The organism is Scandinavium sp. (assembly GCF_036271055.1).
GTDB lineage: Bacteria > Pseudomonadota > Gammaproteobacteria > Enterobacterales > Enterobacteriaceae > Scandinavium.
Map to the genome: position 1 here is coordinate 169,679 of NZ_DATBBJ010000073.1, position 16,681 is coordinate 186,359.

The 16,681-nt window shown below is 52.4% G+C and carries 18 protein-coding genes; 12 read left to right on the top strand and 6 right to left on the bottom strand.

Annotated elements, in window-relative coordinates:
* The first annotated feature begins 111 nt into the window (after nt 1-111).
* Entirely contained in the window at nt 112-1,158 is a 1,047-nt protein-coding gene (gene sohB / locus VH187_RS14575; RefSeq protein WP_329702164.1) for a protease SohB, read from the top strand.
* Between the two features lie 41 nt (nt 1,159-1,199).
* Here sohB and VH187_RS14580 read toward each other — a convergent pair whose 3' ends face one another.
* Nucleotides 1,200-1,451, bottom strand: a complete 252-nt coding sequence (locus VH187_RS14580; RefSeq protein ID WP_329702165.1) for a YciN family protein — start codon at nt 1,449-1,451, stop codon at nt 1,200-1,202.
* A gap of 425 nt (nt 1,452-1,876) precedes the next feature.
* Here VH187_RS14580 and topA point away from each other — a divergent pair, with 425 nt between their 5' ends.
* The 6 genes from topA to acnA all read left to right on the top strand — a co-directional run bounded on the left by topA (nt 1,877) and on the right by acnA (nt 9,382).
* Nucleotides 1,877-4,480 carry a type I DNA topoisomerase gene (topA, locus tag VH187_RS14585; RefSeq protein WP_329702166.1) on the top strand — a complete coding sequence of 868 codons (2,604 nt, stop codon included), beginning with the start codon at nt 1,877-1,879 and terminating at the stop codon, nt 4,478-4,480.
* A gap of 195 nt (nt 4,481-4,675) precedes the next feature.
* On the top strand, nt 4,676-5,650 hold the full coding sequence (gene cysB, locus VH187_RS14590) for an HTH-type transcriptional regulator CysB (protein ID WP_329702167.1): 975 nt from the start codon (nt 4,676-4,678) through the stop codon (nt 5,648-5,650).
* 325 nt (nt 5,651-5,975) lie between these two features.
* Complete coding sequence (locus VH187_RS14595) at nt 5,976-6,137, top strand: YmiA family putative membrane protein (protein ID WP_473964790.1); 162 nt, start codon at nt 5,976-5,978, stop codon at nt 6,135-6,137.
* 2 nt (nt 6,138-6,139) lie between these two features.
* On the top strand, nt 6,140-6,307 hold the full coding sequence (locus tag VH187_RS14600) for a hypothetical protein (RefSeq protein ID WP_329702169.1): 168 nt from the start codon (nt 6,140-6,142) through the stop codon (nt 6,305-6,307).
* A gap of 131 nt (nt 6,308-6,438) precedes the next feature.
* Nucleotides 6,439-6,537: a small membrane protein YmiC gene (gene ymiC, locus VH187_RS14605; RefSeq protein WP_329702170.1), complete on the top strand. Its 99-nt coding sequence runs from the start codon at nt 6,439-6,441 to the stop codon at nt 6,535-6,537.
* A 172-nt stretch (nt 6,538-6,709) separates the two neighbouring features.
* The gene (gene acnA, locus VH187_RS14610; RefSeq protein ID WP_329702171.1) at nt 6,710-9,382 is read left to right on the top strand and encodes an aconitate hydratase AcnA; all 2,673 of its coding nucleotides are present in this window, start codon (nt 6,710-6,712) and stop codon (nt 9,380-9,382) included.
* A 54-nt stretch (nt 9,383-9,436) separates the two neighbouring features.
* Here acnA and trpS read toward each other — a convergent pair whose 3' ends face one another.
* Nucleotides 9,437-10,447, bottom strand: coding sequence for a tryptophan--tRNA ligase (trpS, locus tag VH187_RS14615; RefSeq protein WP_329702470.1), 1,011 nt, complete (start codon nt 10,445-10,447; stop codon nt 9,437-9,439).
* A gap of 234 nt (nt 10,448-10,681) precedes the next feature.
* Nucleotides 10,682-11,272, bottom strand: a complete 591-nt coding sequence (gene ribA, locus VH187_RS14620) for a GTP cyclohydrolase II (RefSeq protein ID WP_329702172.1) — start codon at nt 11,270-11,272, stop codon at nt 10,682-10,684.
* A gap of 179 nt (nt 11,273-11,451) precedes the next feature.
* Here ribA and pgpB point away from each other — a divergent pair, with 179 nt between their 5' ends.
* The 5 genes from pgpB to yciH all read left to right on the top strand — a co-directional run bounded on the left by pgpB (nt 11,452) and on the right by yciH (nt 15,097).
* Nucleotides 11,452-12,216 (top strand): phosphatidylglycerophosphatase B, encoded by a 765-nt coding sequence (pgpB, locus tag VH187_RS14625; protein ID WP_329702471.1) that lies wholly within the window; start codon nt 11,452-11,454, stop codon nt 12,214-12,216.
* A gap of 151 nt (nt 12,217-12,367) precedes the next feature.
* Nucleotides 12,368-12,676, top strand: coding sequence for a LapA family protein (locus VH187_RS14630; RefSeq protein WP_329702173.1), 309 nt, complete (start codon nt 12,368-12,370; stop codon nt 12,674-12,676).
* Nucleotides 12,677-12,682: 6 nt separating this feature from the next.
* Nucleotides 12,683-13,852 carry a lipopolysaccharide assembly protein LapB gene (gene lapB, locus VH187_RS14635; protein WP_329702174.1) on the top strand — a complete coding sequence of 390 codons (1,170 nt, stop codon included), beginning with the start codon at nt 12,683-12,685 and terminating at the stop codon, nt 13,850-13,852.
* Between the two features lie 193 nt (nt 13,853-14,045).
* Entirely contained in the window at nt 14,046-14,771 is a 726-nt protein-coding gene (pyrF, locus tag VH187_RS14640) for an orotidine-5'-phosphate decarboxylase (RefSeq protein WP_329702175.1), read from the top strand.
* A complete protein-coding gene (gene yciH, locus VH187_RS14645; protein ID WP_329702176.1) occupies nt 14,771-15,097 on the top strand; it encodes a stress response translation initiation inhibitor YciH in 327 nt (108 codons plus the stop codon). The genes pyrF and yciH overlap by 1 nt, the downstream gene beginning before the upstream one ends.
* Nucleotides 15,098-15,195: 98 nt before the next feature.
* Here the strand turns inward: yciH and osmB are convergent, their stop codons facing one another.
* The 3 genes from osmB to VH187_RS14660 all read right to left on the bottom strand — a co-directional run bounded on the left by osmB (nt 15,196) and on the right by VH187_RS14660 (nt 16,673).
* Nucleotides 15,196-15,414: an osmotically-inducible lipoprotein OsmB gene (osmB, locus tag VH187_RS14650; protein ID WP_329702177.1), complete on the bottom strand. Its 219-nt coding sequence runs from the start codon at nt 15,412-15,414 to the stop codon at nt 15,196-15,198.
* A 308-nt stretch (nt 15,415-15,722) separates the two neighbouring features.
* Nucleotides 15,723-16,472 carry a DNA-binding transcriptional regulator YciT gene (yciT, locus tag VH187_RS14655; protein ID WP_329702178.1) on the bottom strand — a complete coding sequence of 250 codons (750 nt, stop codon included), beginning with the start codon at nt 16,470-16,472 and terminating at the stop codon, nt 15,723-15,725.
* An 18-nt stretch (nt 16,473-16,490) separates the two neighbouring features.
* Nucleotides 16,491-16,673 (bottom strand): YciZ family protein, encoded by a 183-nt coding sequence (locus VH187_RS14660; protein WP_329702179.1) that lies wholly within the window; start codon nt 16,671-16,673, stop codon nt 16,491-16,493.
* Between the last annotated feature and the right edge of the window lie 8 nt (nt 16,674-16,681).

Here is a 16,681-nt window from a genome sequence, read left to right on the forward strand (position 1 = left end):
GAGAAAAAAACGGGAAGCGTGCTCGCATCGTACAATTCAGGCGGGAGACGCACTGTATGGGCTGTTGTACACTGTGCGCGATATCCGAGTCATTCTTTTCAAGGTGGAAGCGTGGAACTACTTTCTCAGTATGGATTGTTTTTGGCGAAAATCGCCACGATTGTGGTTGCGATTGCGGTGATTGCTACGCTTATCGTGAATCTTACCCAGCGTAAGCGGCAGCGGGGAGAACTGCGGGTGAGCAATCTGAGCGAACAGTACAAAGAGATGCAGGAAGACATGAGCGTGGCGCTGCTTGACGGCCCACAGCAGAAGCTCTGGCACAAAGCGCAAAAGAAAAAGCATAAGCAGGAAGCGAAAACAGCAAAAGCGAACGCGAAAAAGGGCGTGAAAGAGACGGGTGATAAACCCAAAGCTTGGGTGCTGGATTTCAAAGGCAGTATGGACGCCCATGAGGTGAACTCGCTGCGCGAAGAAGTGACGGCTGTGTTAGCCGTTATCAAACCACAGGATCAGGTGGTGTTGCGTCTGGAAAGCCCAGGCGGCGTGGTGCACGGATATGGCCTGGCCGCATCACAGCTTCAGCGCCTGCGCGATAAAAAAATCCCGTTGACGATTGCGGTCGATAAAGTGGCAGCCAGCGGTGGCTACATGATGGCCTGTGTCGGTGACAAAATTGTCTCCGCGCCATTTGCGATTATCGGTTCGATTGGCGTCGTGGCGCAAATCCCGAACTTCAACCGCTTCCTGAAAAACAAAGATATCGACATTGAGCTGCACACGGCGGGCCAGTACAAACGCACGTTGACGCTACTGGGTGAAAACACAGAGGAAGGGCGGCAGAAATTCCGCGAAGACCTCAATGAAACCCATCTGCTGTTTAAAGATTTTGTGCACCAGATGCGTCCGCAACTGGACATTGAACAGGTGGCGACGGGTGAACACTGGTACGGTCAACAGGCGCAGGAAAAAGGGCTGGTTGACGAAATTGGCACCAGTGACGATCTACTGCTGGGGTTGATGGAAAGTCACGAGGTATTGAACGTACGCTACTTGCAGCGTAAGAAACTGATGGACAGGTTTACGGGCAGCGCCGCAGAAAGTGCGGACCACCTGCTGATGCGTTGGTGGCAGCGCGGGCAAAAACCGATGATGTAGAAGTTGTAAATGAAATGCGAGGCCGAAACCTCGCATTTTTTTTAATCAATTAAATGGTATTTTTCTGACAGCTGATGAGCCAGATATTTGAATATATTGAACACTGCGGTGCTCTTTGCTGTCGGCAAACCTTGCTCATCAAGATAGAACTCACCACTAAACACCAGCACACCGTTACGCTGGGTGACACCCGTGGCTTCAATGCCTTTCATCGTGTCGTCATGTTCACGAATCAGGCGGTTGGCTTCTACCAGCAGGGACTGGCGATCGATAGGTTGGGATGATTCTTGCATCACAGACTCCTCTAAAACATTGCCAATAGTCTACGCCCCGCATGCTATACGGGCAAATTTTCCCTGTGAAAGACAAGGACATCGCGTGTTGTCGAGAGTTGGCGGGATTTGCTTTTGCATGCTAATAAAGTTGCGTAACGGATTTTATCAGGTACAGTGTGACGCTTTCGCATTCTGGCAACAGATTTGCTTGACATTCGACCGAAAATTCTTCGTGCTATACCACCTGGCAGGAAAAGGCCAGACAACTCAATCCTCTGACTCAGGCTTCTGGGGCCGGACCGGAGAAGGGGTTGAACTCCATTGACGCCGCCACCAGATTTAGGCTTGTCGCCACTGGAAGGTGAATTCAAGTGCGATATATGCGCTACATTCGTTGGAGTGAGTGCGTATTCCTGGAAGAATCAAATTAGGTAAAGGTGAATATGGGTAAAGCTCTCGTTATCGTTGAGTCCCCGGCAAAAGCCAAAACGATCAATAAATATCTGGGTAATGACTACGTGGTGAAATCCAGCGTCGGTCATATCCGCGATCTGCCGACCAGTGGCTCAGCAAGCAAAAAAGCGGCTGAGGCCAAACCCGCCACCAAACCGGCTAAGAAGCCGAAAAAGGATGAGCGCGGCGCACTGGTTAACCGCATGGGCGTGGATCCATGGCACGACTGGGAAGCCCAGTACGAAGTGCTGCCCGGTAAAGAAAAGGTTGTTGCTGAACTCAAACAGTTAGCTGAAAAAGCTGACCATATCTATCTCGCAACCGACCTTGACCGCGAAGGGGAAGCCATTGCATGGCACCTGCGGGAAGTGATCGGTGGTGATGACTCACGCTATAGCCGCGTGGTGTTTAACGAGATAACCAAGAATGCGATTCGTCAGGCGTTTGATACGCCGGGCGAACTGAATATCGATCGTGTAAATGCTCAGCAGGCGCGTCGTTTTGTCGACCGCGTTGTGGGCTACATGGTCTCTCCGCTGCTGTGGAAAAAGATTGCGCGTGGCCTGTCTGCAGGGCGCGTGCAGTCTGTTGCCGTGCGTCTGGTGGTCGAGCGTGAACGTGAAATTAAGGCGTTCGTTCCGGAAGAGTTCTGGGAAATTGACGCCAACACCACCACGCCATCGGGCGATGCGCTGCCGCTGGAAGTCAGTCATCATAAAGATAAGCCGTTCCGTCCGGTCACCCGTGACGAAACCATGGCAGCCGTTAGCCTGCTTGAAAAAGCGCGCTTTAGCGTACTTGATCGTGAAGATAAGCCGACCAGCAGCAAGCCGGGCGCGCCTTTCATCACCTCAACGTTGCAGCAGGCGGCAAGCACCCGTCTTGGTTACGGCGTGAAGAAAACCATGATGATGGCCCAGCGACTGTATGAAGCGGGTTACATCACTTATATGCGTACGGACTCCACTAACCTGAGTCAGGACGCGGTAAGCATGGTGCGCGACTATATTGGCGATAACTTCGGTAAGAAATACCTGCCGGAAAGCGCCAATCACTACTCCAACAAAGAGAACTCGCAGGAAGCGCACGAAGCGGTTCGTCCTTCTGATGTCGCTGTGTTGGCAGAGTCGCTGAAAGATATGGAAGCGGATGCACAGAAACTGTATCAGCTGATCTGGCGTCAGTTTGTGGCCTGTCAGATGATGCCAGCGCAGTACGATTCCACCACACTGACCGTTGGCGCAGGGGATTTCAAACTCAAAGCGCGCGGTCGCACATTGCGTTTCGACGGTTGGACGAAAGTCATGCCTGCGCTGCGCAAAGGCGATGAAGACCGTACGCTACCGCCAGTGAAAAAAGGCGAAGAACTGGCGCTGGTTGAACTGCTGCCGGCTCAACACTTCACTAAACCGCCCGCACGTTTCAGTGAAGCATCGCTGGTCAAAGAGCTTGAAAAACGCGGCATTGGTCGTCCGTCCACCTATGCGTCGATCATTTCGACCATTCAGGATCGCGGCTATGTGCGTGTTGAAAACCGTCGTTTCTATGCTGAGAAAATGGGTGAAATCGTCACCGATCGTCTGGAAGGTAATTTCCGCGAGCTGATGAACTATGACTTCACCGCGCAAATGGAAAACAGCCTGGATAAGGTTGCGAACCATGAAGCGGAGTGGAAGCAGGTTCTGAACGATTTCTTTGGTGACTTTACCCGTCAACTGGAAACCGCAGATAAAGATCCGGAAGAAGGCGGAATGCTGCCGAATCCGATGATTTTGACCAGCATCGACTGCCCGACCTGTGGCCGTCAGATGGGTATCCGCACTGCCAGTACAGGTGTATTCCTCGGTTGTTCCGGCTATGCTTTGCCGCCGAAAGAGCGCTGCAAAACCACCATTAACCTGGTGCCGGAAAACGAAGTGCTGAACGTGCTGGAAGGCGACGACGCGGAAACTAACGCGCTGCGTGCCAAGCGTCGTTGTGCTAAATGCGGAACGGCGATGGACAGCTACCTTATCGATCCGAAGCGCAAGCTACATGTCTGTGGTAACAACCCGACCTGTGACGGCTACGAAATCGAAGAAGGCGAGTTCCGCATCAAGGGTTACGACGGCCCAATCGTTGAGTGTGAGAAATGTGGTTCCGAAATGCACCTGAAAATGGGGCGTTTTGGTAAATACATGGCTTGTACCAACGACGACTGTAAGAACACCCGTAAGATCTTGCGTAACGGTGATGTCGCACCGCCGAAAGAAGATCCGGTTCCGTTGCCAGAACTGCCGTGTGAGAAATCAGACGCGTACTTTGTTCTGCGTGACGGCGCGGCTGGTGTGTTCCTGGCAGCGAATACCTTCCCGAAATCGCGCGAAACACGTGCGCCGCTGGTGGAAGAACTGTATCGTTTCCGCGATCGTCTGCCGGAAAAACTGCGCTATCTCGCCGATGCGCCGCAGGAAGATCCAGCGGGTAATAAGACCATGGTGCGTTTCAGCCGTAAAACGAAGCAGCAGTACGTGGCTTCAGAAAAAGAGGGTAAAGCGACCGGTTGGTCTGCCTTCTTTATCGACGGGAAATGGCAGGAAGTGGCGAAGAAGTAACGCCCTGATAACCCCCTGAAACCTCCCCAAAGGGCCGCTCTGCGGCCCTTTGTTTTAGCACCAGTTCACCGCGTTATTATTTTTTATTCACATCTATACACATCCGGTATAAATGATATAGTGGTTATAGTTAATCCATTTCTTATTATTAAATCGTATTAGGCGTCAGCGCCGAACGCATATCGGATACCGGTCATGAAACTACAGCAACTCCGTTATATCGTTGAGGTTGTGAACCATAACCTCAATGTCTCCTCGACCGCCGAAGGACTGTACACCTCGCAGCCGGGCATCAGTAAACAAGTTCGCATGCTCGAGGATGAGCTGGGTATTCAGATATTTGCGCGTAGCGGAAAGCATCTGACACAGGTAACGCCCGCCGGGCAGGAAATTATTCGTATCGCCCGGGAAGTGTTGTCTAAAGTGGAGGCCATCAAATCGGTAGCAGGGGAGCACACCTGGCCGGATAAAGGCTCATTGTACGTTGCCACGACACACACACAGGCGCGTTATGCACTGCCGGGGGTTATCAAAGGTTTTATCGAGCGCTACCCGCGTGTTTCGCTGCACATGCATCAAGGCTCGCCAACGCAAATCGCGGAAGCGGTGTCCAAAGGCAATGCAGATTTCGCCATCGCCACCGAAGCGCTACATCTTTATGACGATCTGGTCATGCTGCCGTGTTATCACTGGAATCGCTCGATTGTCGTCACGGCGGATCACCCGCTGGCAGGCAAAGGGGCGGTCACTATTGAAGAGCTGGCACAGTATCCGCTGGTGACCTATACCTTCGGCTTTACCGGGCGCTCAGAGCTTGATACCGCGTTTAACCGCGCAGGGCTGACGCCGCGTATTGTCTTCACCGCGACGGATGCCGACGTGATTAAAACCTATGTTCGCCTGGGGTTGGGCGTCGGGGTAATTGCGAGTATGGCCGTTGACCCGGTGTCCGACCCTGATCTGATTAAACTCGAAGCGGGGGATATTTTCAGCCACAGCACCACTAAAATTGGCTTCCGCCGTAGCACCTTCCTGCGCAGCTATATGTATGATTTCATTCAGCGCTTTGCGCCGCATTTGACCCGTGATGTAGTCGATACCGCAGTCGCATTACGCTCAAATGAAGATATTGAAGAGATGTTCAAGGATATTAAATTACCTGAGAAATAATCCCTCGGGGTATTAACGGTGTCCCCGGGAACGGGGATACCGTGAAATAGATCACTTAACGTAAATTAAAATCTCCCTCATTTGCATTTCTCGTTTTTCTGGTTTCCATTCTCGATTGCCCCTCTCCACGTTAATGCCCTGTTAAAAGGCGACAAAAGTAGAAACTATTTTGCCGCTACGCAAATTTTGCTGATCAATTATTTATTTGACGTCAAAGATTAAAGAATCAGCGGGTAACGATTCGTAAAATCGCTGGATTTTTAGCGCTTTTTTAATTAGGATTTATCTCAATGGTGATTAATCGTACCGATTGTTTGGTGCTAATATGATAAGTGATACCGATTGTATGAGGTTAGCAATGCCGTCAGGACGTGAAGAACCGCAAAGGGATCCTGAGCTGAAGCGAAAAGCGTGGCGTGCGGTATTCCTGGGTTCTGCGCTGTTTTGGGTCGTTGTTGCACTGCTCATCTGGAAATATTGGGGCTAAAAATGGTTGTTTCTGGTCAGCATGTGTCCGTGAAGCCAACATGTCAGTCAAATGACAAACCACAAACCCACACAAAGGGGCAGGTGACCGTTCCCGCCTCCTGGAAACTGACGCCCCAGCAGCAGAGTTTTATTGATTCGTTTGCCGTTGCCGAAGATAAAAAAAGCTAATTTTTCAATCTGATTCTTTTCTGTGAGTGGTAAGTCACTTTTCGTTTCTTGTACTCGTTAATAAATACACCACAGCAATAAGTCCACTGCCTGACGTGGCAGTTAAAATGAATAACTATGGGTGTTAAATAATGAATACAAACCGTCGCGTAAAATACTGGTCGTGGATTGGCGTGTTTTCACTGTCTCTCCTTTTCTGGTGCCAAATGGTCTGGATGATCATCAAATAATCCCCTGACAAACCCGATGCTTACGTCGGGTTTTCATTTTTTACCTCGCACGTTTACCCCTCATTTAGCAATTCGGGTTGTTATCAAAGCGTTACGTTGTGGTTGTGTTATCTTTATAGACAGACCCTGAGGAGTTTCAGGGTATCGCAATCCCTGTCATTAAGGAGGAGCTATGTCGTCAACCCTACGAGAAGCCAGTAAGGACACGCTACAGGCCAAAGCCAAAACGTATCATTACTATAGCCTGCCACTGGCCGCCAAAACCCTGGGCGATCTTTCCCGCCTGCCAAAATCACTCAAAGTCCTGCTCGAAAACCTGCTGCGCTGGCAGGATGGCGATTCCGTCACCGAAGAAGATATTCGCGCGCTGGCGGGCTGGCTGAAAAATGCCCATGCCGATCGTGAAATTGCCTATCGTCCTGCCCGTGTATTGATGCAGGATTTCACTGGCGTGCCTGCGGTGGTCGATTTGGCCGCAATGCGCGAAGCCGTCAAACGCCTCGGTGGTGATACTGCGAAAGTGAATCCGCTTTCTTCGGTCGATCTGGTCATTGACCATTCCGTGACCGTTGATCATTTTGGTGATGACGGTGCCTTCACTGAAAACGTACGCCTGGAAATGGAGCGTAACCATGAACGTTATGTGTTCCTGCGCTGGGGACAGCAGGCGTTCAGCCGGTTTAGTGTTGTGCCGCCGGGCACCGGGATTTGTCACCAGGTAAATCTGGAATACCTCGGTAAAGCGGTATGGAGCGAACAACTGAACGGCGAGTGGATTGCCTATCCGGACACGCTGGTCGGCACGGATTCCCATACCACCATGATCAACGGACTCGGCGTTTTGGGTTGGGGCGTTGGCGGTATTGAAGCAGAAGCTGCGATGCTCGGCCAGCCCGTTTCGATGCTGATCCCGGATGTGGTCGGTTTCAAACTCACCGGCAAATTGCCTGAAGGCATTACCGCGACAGATCTGGTGCTGACTGTTACCCAGATGCTGCGTAAACACGGTGTAGTCGGTAAATTTGTCGAATTCTATGGCGACGGGCTGGACACGTTGCCGCTGGCGGATCGCGCGACAATCGCCAATATGGCGCCAGAGTATGGCGCAACCTGCGGTTTCTTCCCGATTGACGGCGTAACGCTCGATTACATGCGCCTGAGTGGCCGCAGTGACGACCAAATCGAACTGGTTGAAGCCTACGCGAAAGCGCAGGGCATGTGGCGTAATACGGGTGATGAGCCGGTATTTACCAGCACGCTCGAACTGGATATGGGCGAAGTAGAAGCCAGTATGGCGGGGCCAAAACGCCCTCAGGATCGTGTGGCGCTGGGCGATGTGCCGAAAGCCTTTGCGCAAAGCTCTGAACTGGAGCTGAACACTGCGCAGAAAGACCGCAATCCGGTGGACTATACGCTGAACGGGCATCAGTATCAGTTGCCGGACGGCGCGGTAGTGATTGCCGCCATCACGTCCTGTACCAATACCTCAAACCCAAGCGTGTTAATGGCTGCCGGGTTGCTGGCGAAAAAAGCCGTTAAACTTGGCCTCCAGCGTCAACCCTGGGTGAAAGCATCGTTAGCGCCGGGGTCAAAAGTGGTTTCCGACTATCTGGCCCACGCCAAACTGACGCCATACCTCGATGAGCTTGGCTTCAATCTGGTGGGGTATGGCTGCACTACTTGTATCGGAAACTCTGGCCCCTTGCCGGATCCGATTGAAACGGCGATCAAGAAAGGTGATTTGACTGTCGGGGCCGTGCTCTCCGGCAACCGTAATTTTGAAGGGCGTATTCATCCGTTAGTCAAAACCAACTGGCTGGCATCGCCGCCGTTGGTGGTGGCTTATGCGCTCGCGGGGAATATGAATATCAATCTGCTGACCGATCCGCTGGGGCACGATCAGAAAGGTGACCCGGTTTATCTGAAGGATATTTGGCCGAGCGGGAAAGAGATTGCCCGCGCGGTGGAAGAAGTTTCGACCGAAATGTTCCATAAAGAGTATGCCGAAGTCTTTGAAGGCACGCCGGAGTGGAAAGCGATTCAGGTCGATAAATCAGACACCTACGGCTGGCAGCAGGATTCGACTTATATTCGCCTGTCGCCCTTCTTTGATGAAATGGGCGTTGAACCAGATCCGGTGCAGGATATTCATGGCGCTCGCATTCTGGCAATGCTCGGCGATTCGGTGACCACTGACCATATTTCCCCGGCGGGGAGCATCAAAGCGGACAGCCCGGCGGGGCGTTATCTGCAAAATCACGGCGTTGAACGGCGCGATTTTAACTCCTACGGATCCCGACGCGGCAACCACGAAGTGATGATGCGCGGCACATTTGCCAACATTCGTATTCGTAATGAAATGGTGCCAGGCATCGAAGGCGGTATGACGCGTCATCTGCCGGGTTCGGAAGTCATTTCGATTTACGATGCGGCGATGCGTTATCAGGAGCAGGGCACGCCACTGGCAGTGATTGCCGGGAAAGAGTACGGCTCAGGTTCAAGCCGTGACTGGGCGGCGAAAGGTCCGCGTCTGCTGGGCGTGCGCGTGGTGATTTCCGAATCGTTTGAACGTATTCACCGCTCAAATCTGATTGGGATGGGGATCCTGCCGCTGGAATTCCCGCAGGGCGTGACTCGCAAAACACTGGGGCTGACGGGTGAGGAACAGGTTGATATCGTTAATCTGCAAAGCCTGAAACCGGGTGCGACAGTGCCTGTCACGCTGACCCGAGCAGACGGTAACAAAGAGGTGATTGAATGTCGCTGCCGCATTGATACGGCGACGGAGCTGACTTATTACCAGAACGACGGGATCCTGCATTACGTGATCCGTAATATGCTTTAATCTGATACTTTACAAGAGCATAGTCAGGTGCCCGGCATGCCGGGCATCTTCGTTTCAGAACATCACCGGCAATCCCAAACCGCGTTTAATGGCATGCAGCGTTTTCTGCGTATGCAGATGCGCTTTCTCGCTGCCATGTTTGAGCAAACCCATCAGCATTTCTTTATCGGCAATCAGCTGTTGTCGGCGTTCGCGGATCGGAGCCACCAGTGTTTGAAGACACGCTTCAAGCTCATTTTTGCACTGTCTGTCGCCAAGACCGCCTCGCTGATAATGTTCCTTCATCGCCGCCACCTTTTCGCTATCGGGATGGAACGCGTCGAGATAGGTGAACACCACGTTGCCTTCAATGTTACCCGGATCGCTGACACGCAGGTGCTGCGGATCGGTATACATCGCGCTCACCGCCTGATGAATCTCCTGTTCCGAGGCCGAAAGCGTCAGCGTATTGCCGAGTGACTTCGACATTTTGGCCGAACCATCAATCCCCGGCAGACGCCCGGTAGTGCTTAACAACGCTTTGCAATGACGTAAAACCGGCGTTTTCAGCAGGCCGTTCATTTTATGCACGATTTCATTAGTCTGTTCGATCATCGGCAGTTGGTCGTCGCCCACGGGCACAAGATCGGCACCAAAGGCGGTAATATCCGCCGCCTGGCTGATGGGATAGACCAAAAAACCTGTGGGCAGTGAGCGGGAAAATCCCTTCTGCTGAATCTCATTTTTCACTGTGGGATTACGCTCAACGCGCGAAACGGTGACGATATTCATGTACAGCATCGTCAGTTCGGCCAGCGCAGGCAGTGCAGATTGCAGGCAAATAGTCGTCTGCTGCGGGTCAATGCCGACGGCCAGATAATCGGCCATCACTTCAAGGACATTATTAGCGATTTTTTCCGGCTGCGATCCGTTGTCGGTCAGCCCCTGTAAGTCGGCTATCAGAATAAATTGCGGGTGTTTTGTCTGGAGTTCAACGCGCTGGCGTAAAGACCCGACGTAATGGCCGAGATGCAACGGGCCAGTAGGGCGATCGCCGGTCAAAATGAGGTGTTGTGGATGGGTCATGTGTGTCATCAGAAGCTCCTGTTTTTGCCACCGGAGACGGTTCTGTTGACAGAGTGGACGCCTTCCGGCGGCCTGAATGTAAAAAAAGAATAGGGGATATCAGGCGGCCTTAAATTAAGGCTGCCACCAACGCTGAATGAGGGAAAACGGAGGGCGATTCATATTGTGACCTTACACCACTTTGCAGGCAGGCTCAAGGCATGAGGAACGGTGCCCGCAGGCACCGTAGCAGACTCATTTGCCGAGCAGATGACCCATCTTCGCGGCTTTGGTATCGAGATAATGTTCATTTTTAGGATTGCGGCCCACAATCAGCGGCACGCGCTCAACGATGTTGATCCCGGCTTCGGTAAGGATCTCAACCTTTTTCGGGTTGTTGGTCAGCAGACGCACTTCATCCACGCCCAGCAGTTTGAACATATCGGCACACAGGGTGAAGTCGCGTTCGTCCGCCGCGAAGCCTAACTGATGGTTGGCTTCTACGGTGTCGTAACCCTGATCCTGCAATGCATAAGCGCGGATTTTATTTAGCAGACCAATGTTACGGCCTTCCTGGCGGTGATAAAGCAGGATCCCTCGGCCTTCTTCCGCGATGTGTGCCAGTGCCGCTTCGAGCTGAAAACCGCAGTCACAGCGCAGGCTGAACAGGGCATCGCCGGTCAGGCATTCAGAGTGAACGCGTGCCACGACGGGATTTTTCCCAGAAATATCGCCGAACACCAGAGCAACATGATCCTGCCCGGTTGCCAGTTCTTCAAAGCCCACCATCAGGAAATCGCCCCAGGGGGTTGGCAGTTTGGCTTCTGCCACACGTTTAAGCTGCATGTGATTCTCCAGATTATATCGGCATCCATGTGCCTTCTGATTGCGCCCATTTTGCCACAACGGCAAGGCTTCACCTAATGGCTGACGGCTGTCTGCTGCTTAAGCGCACAATTCGACCTCTTTTACCGTAGTTGCATTTTTCAGTTATGATTGTGATGTTTAAGGAAAAAGGAGAAATGATGCTTTCTATCGCCAAACGCACCACGGTGGGTGCCGCTGCATTACTCGTGATGCCGGTTGCAGTATGGCTATCCGGCTGGACGTGGCAGCCAGGACAGAGCAGTGGGTGGCTGAAAGTACTCTACTGGGTAACCGAAACGGTGACTCAGCCCTGGGGCATCATTACGCATGTAATTCTCTGCGCCTGGTTTTTATGGTGCCTTCGTTTCCGTCTGCGTGCGGCGTTAACGCTTTTTGCTATTTTGGCAGGGGCCATTCTTATTGGTCAGGCCGCAAAATCATGGGTAAAAGATCGGGTTCAGGAACCCAGACCCTTTGTTATCTGGCTGGAAAAAACGCAACAGGTGTCGGTTGAAGAGTTCTACACTTTAAAGCGCAAGGACAGGGCGCATTTGGTGAAACAACAGCTCGCCGACCGGAATGATTTACCGCTGTTTTTACGTCAGCACTGGCAAAAAGAGACCGGATTTGCCTTTCCTTCCGGCCACACGATGTTTGCCGCCAGTTGGGCATTATTGGCTGTAGGGCTGCTGTGGCCACGTCGACGGACTGTCACCATCGCTGTTTTACTCATATGGGCGACAGCGGTTATGGGTAGCCGATTGCTGTTAGGGATGCACTGGCCGCGTGATTTAGTCGTCGCCACGTTGATGTCCTGGCTGTTAGTCACCCTCGCCACCTGGCTTGCACAAAAACTGTGTGGGCCATTGTCACCACCGGGTGAAGAAGCGAGGGAAATCCGAAACCGCGAGTCAGAAGAGTGATACAGGTTGATTTTGCCTGCTTTCGCCCACAAATCCTTATCTGGCAGCACGCTTGCCAGTTTCGCCGTTGCGGCGAAGATGGTACTTTATAGGGCTGGAAGAGAAAGACTGAACAGGTTTTATTCACATAAACCACATAACGGGAAGTCATGTGAAATATTTACTCATTTTCTTATTGGTGCTGGCGATTTTCGTCATCTCCGTCACCCTTGGTGCGCAGAACGATCAGCAGGTCACCTTTAACTATCTGCTGGCGCAGGGAGAGTTCCGGATCTCCACGCTGTTAGCGGTTCTATTTGCCGCCGGCTTTGCTATCGGCTGGCTGATTTGCGGCATGTTCTGGCTGCGCACTCGCGTATCGCTGCTGCGTGCAGAACGTAAAATCAAACGGCTTGAGCAACAAATGGTTCCTGTCGTTCCTGCCTCACCTGTGCCGGTTGTTCCGGCTGTGAAGGAATAACTTTCTATGCTGGAGTTGTTGTTTCTGCTTTTGCCCGTTGCCGCCGCTTACGGCTGGTACATGGGCCGCAGAAGTGCACAACAGTCCAAACAGGACGATGCCAACCGCCTCTCCCGTGATTACGTCGCGGGCGTAAACTTCCTGCTTAGCAATCAGCAGGACAAAGCGGTGGATCTGTTCCTCGACATGCTGAAAGAGGATACCGGCACCGTTGAAGCGCACCTCACGCTCGGTAACCTGTTCCGTTCGCGCGGTGAAGTCGATCGCGCAATCCGCATTCACCAAACCTTAATGGAAAGCGCCTCGTTAACCTACGATCAGCGTCTACTGGCTGTACAACAGCTGGGCCGCGACTACATGGCTGCCGGCCTGTATGACCGTGCAGAAGACATGTTCAGCCAGCTGGTCGATGAAACAGATTTCCGTATCAGTGCGCTCCAGCAGTTGTTGCAGATTTATCAGGCGACCAGCGACTGGCAAAAAGCCATCGACGTGGCAGAACGTCTGGTGAAACTCGGCAAAGAAAAACACCGTCCTGAAATTGCCCATTTCTGGTGCGAACTTGCGCTGCAACAGATGGGCAATAACGACATGGATAAAGCCATGTCGCTGCTGAAAAAAGGCGCTGCTGCCGATCGCAACAGCGCCCGTATCTCCATCATGATGGGCCGCGTCTACATCGCGAATGGCGAGTATGCCAAAGCGGTGGAGTCATTACAGAAAGTCATCGATCAGGACCGTGAACTGGTCAGCGAAACTCTGGAAATGCTGCAAACCTGCTATCAACAGCTAGGCAAAGATCAGGAGTGGGAACATTTCCTGCGTCGCGCGGTGGAAGAGAATACCGGGGCGACAGCCGAACTGATGTTGGCACAAATCATGGAGCAGCGTGAAGGCGCTGACACCGCGCAAACCTACGTTACGCGCCAGTTACTGCGCCACCCGACGATGCGCGTGTTCCATAAATTGATGGATTACCACCTCAATGAAGCGGAAGAAGGGCGTGCTAAAGATAGCCTGATGGTGCTGCGAGACATGGTTGGCGAACAAGTGCGCAGCAAACCGCGCTACCGTTGCCAGAAATGCGGCTTCACGGCTTACACGCTTTACTGGCACTGTCCTTCTTGTCGTGCCTGGTCCACCGTCAAACCAATCCGTGGCCTCGACGGCCAGTAATTTTTAAAAAACACCTTCATTAGTTACAACATACTTAGTGTTTTGTGACATACACTTTGTGGCACCGTGCCCGTTGGGGTCTGGCAGGGAAAAACGGGGAAATGCAGCCTGTCAATTTGACCGCTTCGCAGGTAGAATGCACGCCGTTTACCGTTTTTTCGCCGGTTGCGGCCCACAACAAGAAGGTCTGGTCATGACGTCTGAATCCCGTATTGTTACTTCCTCTCCCGTAGTCGTTGCCCTTGATTATGATAATCGCGATAAAGCTTTGGCTTTTGTCGATCGCATTGATCCGCGCGACTGCCGTCTGAAAGTTGGGAAAGAGATGTTCACGCTGTTTGGGCCACAACTGGTGCGCGACCTGCAACAGCGCGGGTTCGATATCTTCCTCGACCTGAAATTCCACGATATTCCAAACACTACGGCACATGCCGTTGCCGCAGCCGCCGATCTCGGCGTGTGGATGGTGAACGTCCATGCCTCCGGTGGCGCACGCATGATGACTGCCGCCCGTGAAGCACTTCTCCCGTTCGGGAAAGATGCGCCGCTATTGATTGCGGTCACCGTTCTGACCAGCATGGAAGCCAGCGATTTGCAGGATTTAGGCATTACGCTGTCTCCGGCCGATCATGCGGCAAAACTGGCTGCATTGACCCAGCGCTGCGGTCTGGATGGTGTGGTGTGTTCTGCGCAAGAAGCGGTGCGCTTCAAGCAGGAACTGGGGCAGGCGTTTAAACTGATAACGCCAGGTATCCGTCCGGCGGGCAGTGATGCAGGCGATCAGCGTCGCATCATGACCCCGCAAGAGGCACAGACCGCGGGCGTCGACTATATGGTGATTGGACGTCCTGTGACGCAGTCCGCCGATCCAGCGCAAACGCTGCGTCAAATTAATGCGTCTCTCACGAAGGAGGCATAATGAGTGATTCCAACAGCCGTCTGGTTTACTCCACTGACAGTGGGCGTATCGATGAGCCGAAAGCCGTAGCGGAGAGGCCAAAAGGCGACGGCATTGTGCGCATTCAGCGCCAGACCAGCGGCCGTAAAGGCAAGGGCGTTTGTCTGGTGACGGGCATTGATGCTGACGACGCAGAGCTTGCGAAAATCGCCGCTGAACTGAAAAAGAAATGCGGTTGTGGCGGGGCGGTCAAAGATGGTGTCATCGAGATTCAGGGCGATAAACGTGACCTGATTAAATCGCTGCTGGAAGCCAAAGGCATGAAGGTTAAATTGGCTGGCGGCTAAGCAAGACAAATAACAAGGGCCACGCAAATGCGTGGCCCTGATTTTTAGTGCGTAAGTCAGATATCAATATTGTTTTCTTTATCGTTCCCAAAAGGGAATTACTTGCTGACCTGATGACCGATAATACCACCCACTGCAGCACCACCCAAGGTGCCGAGTGCGCTACCGTCAGTCAGAACAGCACCACCGATTGCACCGGCACCGGCACCCAGAGCGGTGTTACGGTCACGGTGAGACCAGTTTGAACATGCGCTCAGGGACATGATCAGGGTCGCAGCCAAAGCGGCAGCGGTCATTTTTTTGCTCATTGAAGTCATAAAGTTCTCTCCTGAATAATATCTCCACGAAAGGCCTGCATAGAGTTTAGACCCGGTTGGGAAACCCTGCGGCATTCGTGAATTAGGTTGCGCAGGTGTTACTTAAATCACGCAAGTGATAGTCACTTCCTGTTATATCGCTAACATTAATTTTACGTCGTTGCGTCAGAACGGGGAGGTAAATAATCTTAATTGGCGGACCAGAAGAGTCTGATTGTGACGAGATGTTGAAGGGTACTTCGAAATGATAATGTCGGCGAAAGTGGGCTTGCGCTAAAAAGCAAAACCCCCGTTACCGAGGGTTAGTATTATGGGCGTTTGACGATATCCACCGTCAGGCCGAAATGTTCAAGTTTATGCTGCTGCTCAGGTGATAACCCGTCGTCGGTGATCACACGATTAAACTTATTGGTCGGACCCAGCGGATAAGGGTGAACCGAGCCAAACTTCGAGCTGTCGCTCAGCACAATGGCTTCACAGCCTTTATCCAGCACCGCGCTGACCACATCTGCACGCATCATATCGCGTCCGGTAAAGCCAGTTTCACTCTGCCAGCCATCCACACCGATAAACGCTTTGCTGAAATGCACCTGCTGAATGTACTGGCGGGTTAATGGCCCGACCATACTTTCACTTTTCTTCTGATAGATGCCGCCTAACAGGATAACTTCACCCGGTGTTTCTTTCAGTAAATGGGCAATGTAGCTGCTGACGGTGATGATCGTAATGCCTGGCTGTTCAGAGAGCGCGCGGGCGAGCAGGGCGTTGCTGCTGCCGTTCTCGATAAACACGGTTTCTCCAGGGCTGACCAGACGTGCTGCGTATGCGGCCAGTTCACGCTTGAGCGAAAAGTTGTTCATCATGCGCGTTTCGACATCTTCGCTGTCCAGAGGAACGGCGAAACCGTGCGTACGACGCAGATAACTTTGTTTTTCCAGCAGATTCAAATCCTGACGGATTGTCACCTCTGAAACCCCGGTCATCAGGGCGAGATCGGCAACGCTCATGCGGCCTTTGTCGATCACCATTTGCAATATTGATTGTTGTCGGGCGTTCATATCTACATCACTGCTTTTTTAAATTTCCCAGGGTGATTTCGGCTGAGCGGATTTGTGTTCCAGCTCGCCGGACGCCTGTGCCAAAAGTTCTGCTTTCAGAATTTCAAGATTGTTAATTGCAGAGTGGGTATCACCGCCCACCAGAATATCCAGCACGGTATCAATACGTTGAGCTAACTGGCGCGCATCGAGGTTTGACATAGGCAATC

Excerpts from the sequence above, each read along its gene's own strand:
- VH187_RS14580 (WP_329702165.1), bottom strand. The coding sequence starts at position 1,451 with ATGCAAGAATCATCCCAACCTATCGATCGCCAGTCCCTGCTGGTAGAA.
- topA (WP_329702166.1), top strand. The coding sequence starts at position 1,877 with ATGGGTAAAGCTCTCGTTATCGTTGAGTCCCCGGCAAAAGCCAAAACG.
- cysB (WP_329702167.1), top strand. The coding sequence starts at position 4,676 with ATGAAACTACAGCAACTCCGTTATATCGTTGAGGTTGTGAACCATAAC.
- VH187_RS14595 (WP_473964790.1), top strand. The coding sequence starts at position 5,976 with ATGATAAGTGATACCGATTGTATGAGGTTAGCAATGCCGTCAGGACGT.
- VH187_RS14600 (WP_329702169.1), top strand. The coding sequence starts at position 6,140 with ATGGTTGTTTCTGGTCAGCATGTGTCCGTGAAGCCAACATGTCAGTCA.
- ymiC (WP_329702170.1), top strand. The coding sequence starts at position 6,439 with ATGAATACAAACCGTCGCGTAAAATACTGGTCGTGGATTGGCGTGTTT.
- acnA (WP_329702171.1), top strand. The coding sequence starts at position 6,710 with ATGTCGTCAACCCTACGAGAAGCCAGTAAGGACACGCTACAGGCCAAA.
- trpS (WP_329702470.1), bottom strand. The coding sequence starts at position 10,447 with ATGACCCATCCACAACACCTCATTTTGACCGGCGATCGCCCTACTGGC.
- ribA (WP_329702172.1), bottom strand. The coding sequence starts at position 11,272 with ATGCAGCTTAAACGTGTGGCAGAAGCCAAACTGCCAACCCCCTGGGGC.
- pgpB (WP_329702471.1), top strand. The coding sequence starts at position 11,452 with ATGCTTTCTATCGCCAAACGCACCACGGTGGGTGCCGCTGCATTACTC.
- lapB (WP_329702174.1), top strand. The coding sequence starts at position 12,683 with ATGCTGGAGTTGTTGTTTCTGCTTTTGCCCGTTGCCGCCGCTTACGGC.
- pyrF (WP_329702175.1), top strand. The coding sequence starts at position 14,046 with ATGACGTCTGAATCCCGTATTGTTACTTCCTCTCCCGTAGTCGTTGCC.
- yciH (WP_329702176.1), top strand. The coding sequence starts at position 14,771 with ATGAGTGATTCCAACAGCCGTCTGGTTTACTCCACTGACAGTGGGCGT.
- osmB (WP_329702177.1), bottom strand. The coding sequence starts at position 15,414 with ATGACTTCAATGAGCAAAAAAATGACCGCTGCCGCTTTGGCTGCGACC.
- yciT (WP_329702178.1), bottom strand. The coding sequence starts at position 16,472 with ATGAACGCCCGACAACAATCAATATTGCAAATGGTGATCGACAAAGGC.
- VH187_RS14660 (WP_329702179.1), bottom strand. The coding sequence starts at position 16,673 with ATGTCAAACCTCGATGCGCGCCAGTTAGCTCAACGTATTGATACCGTG.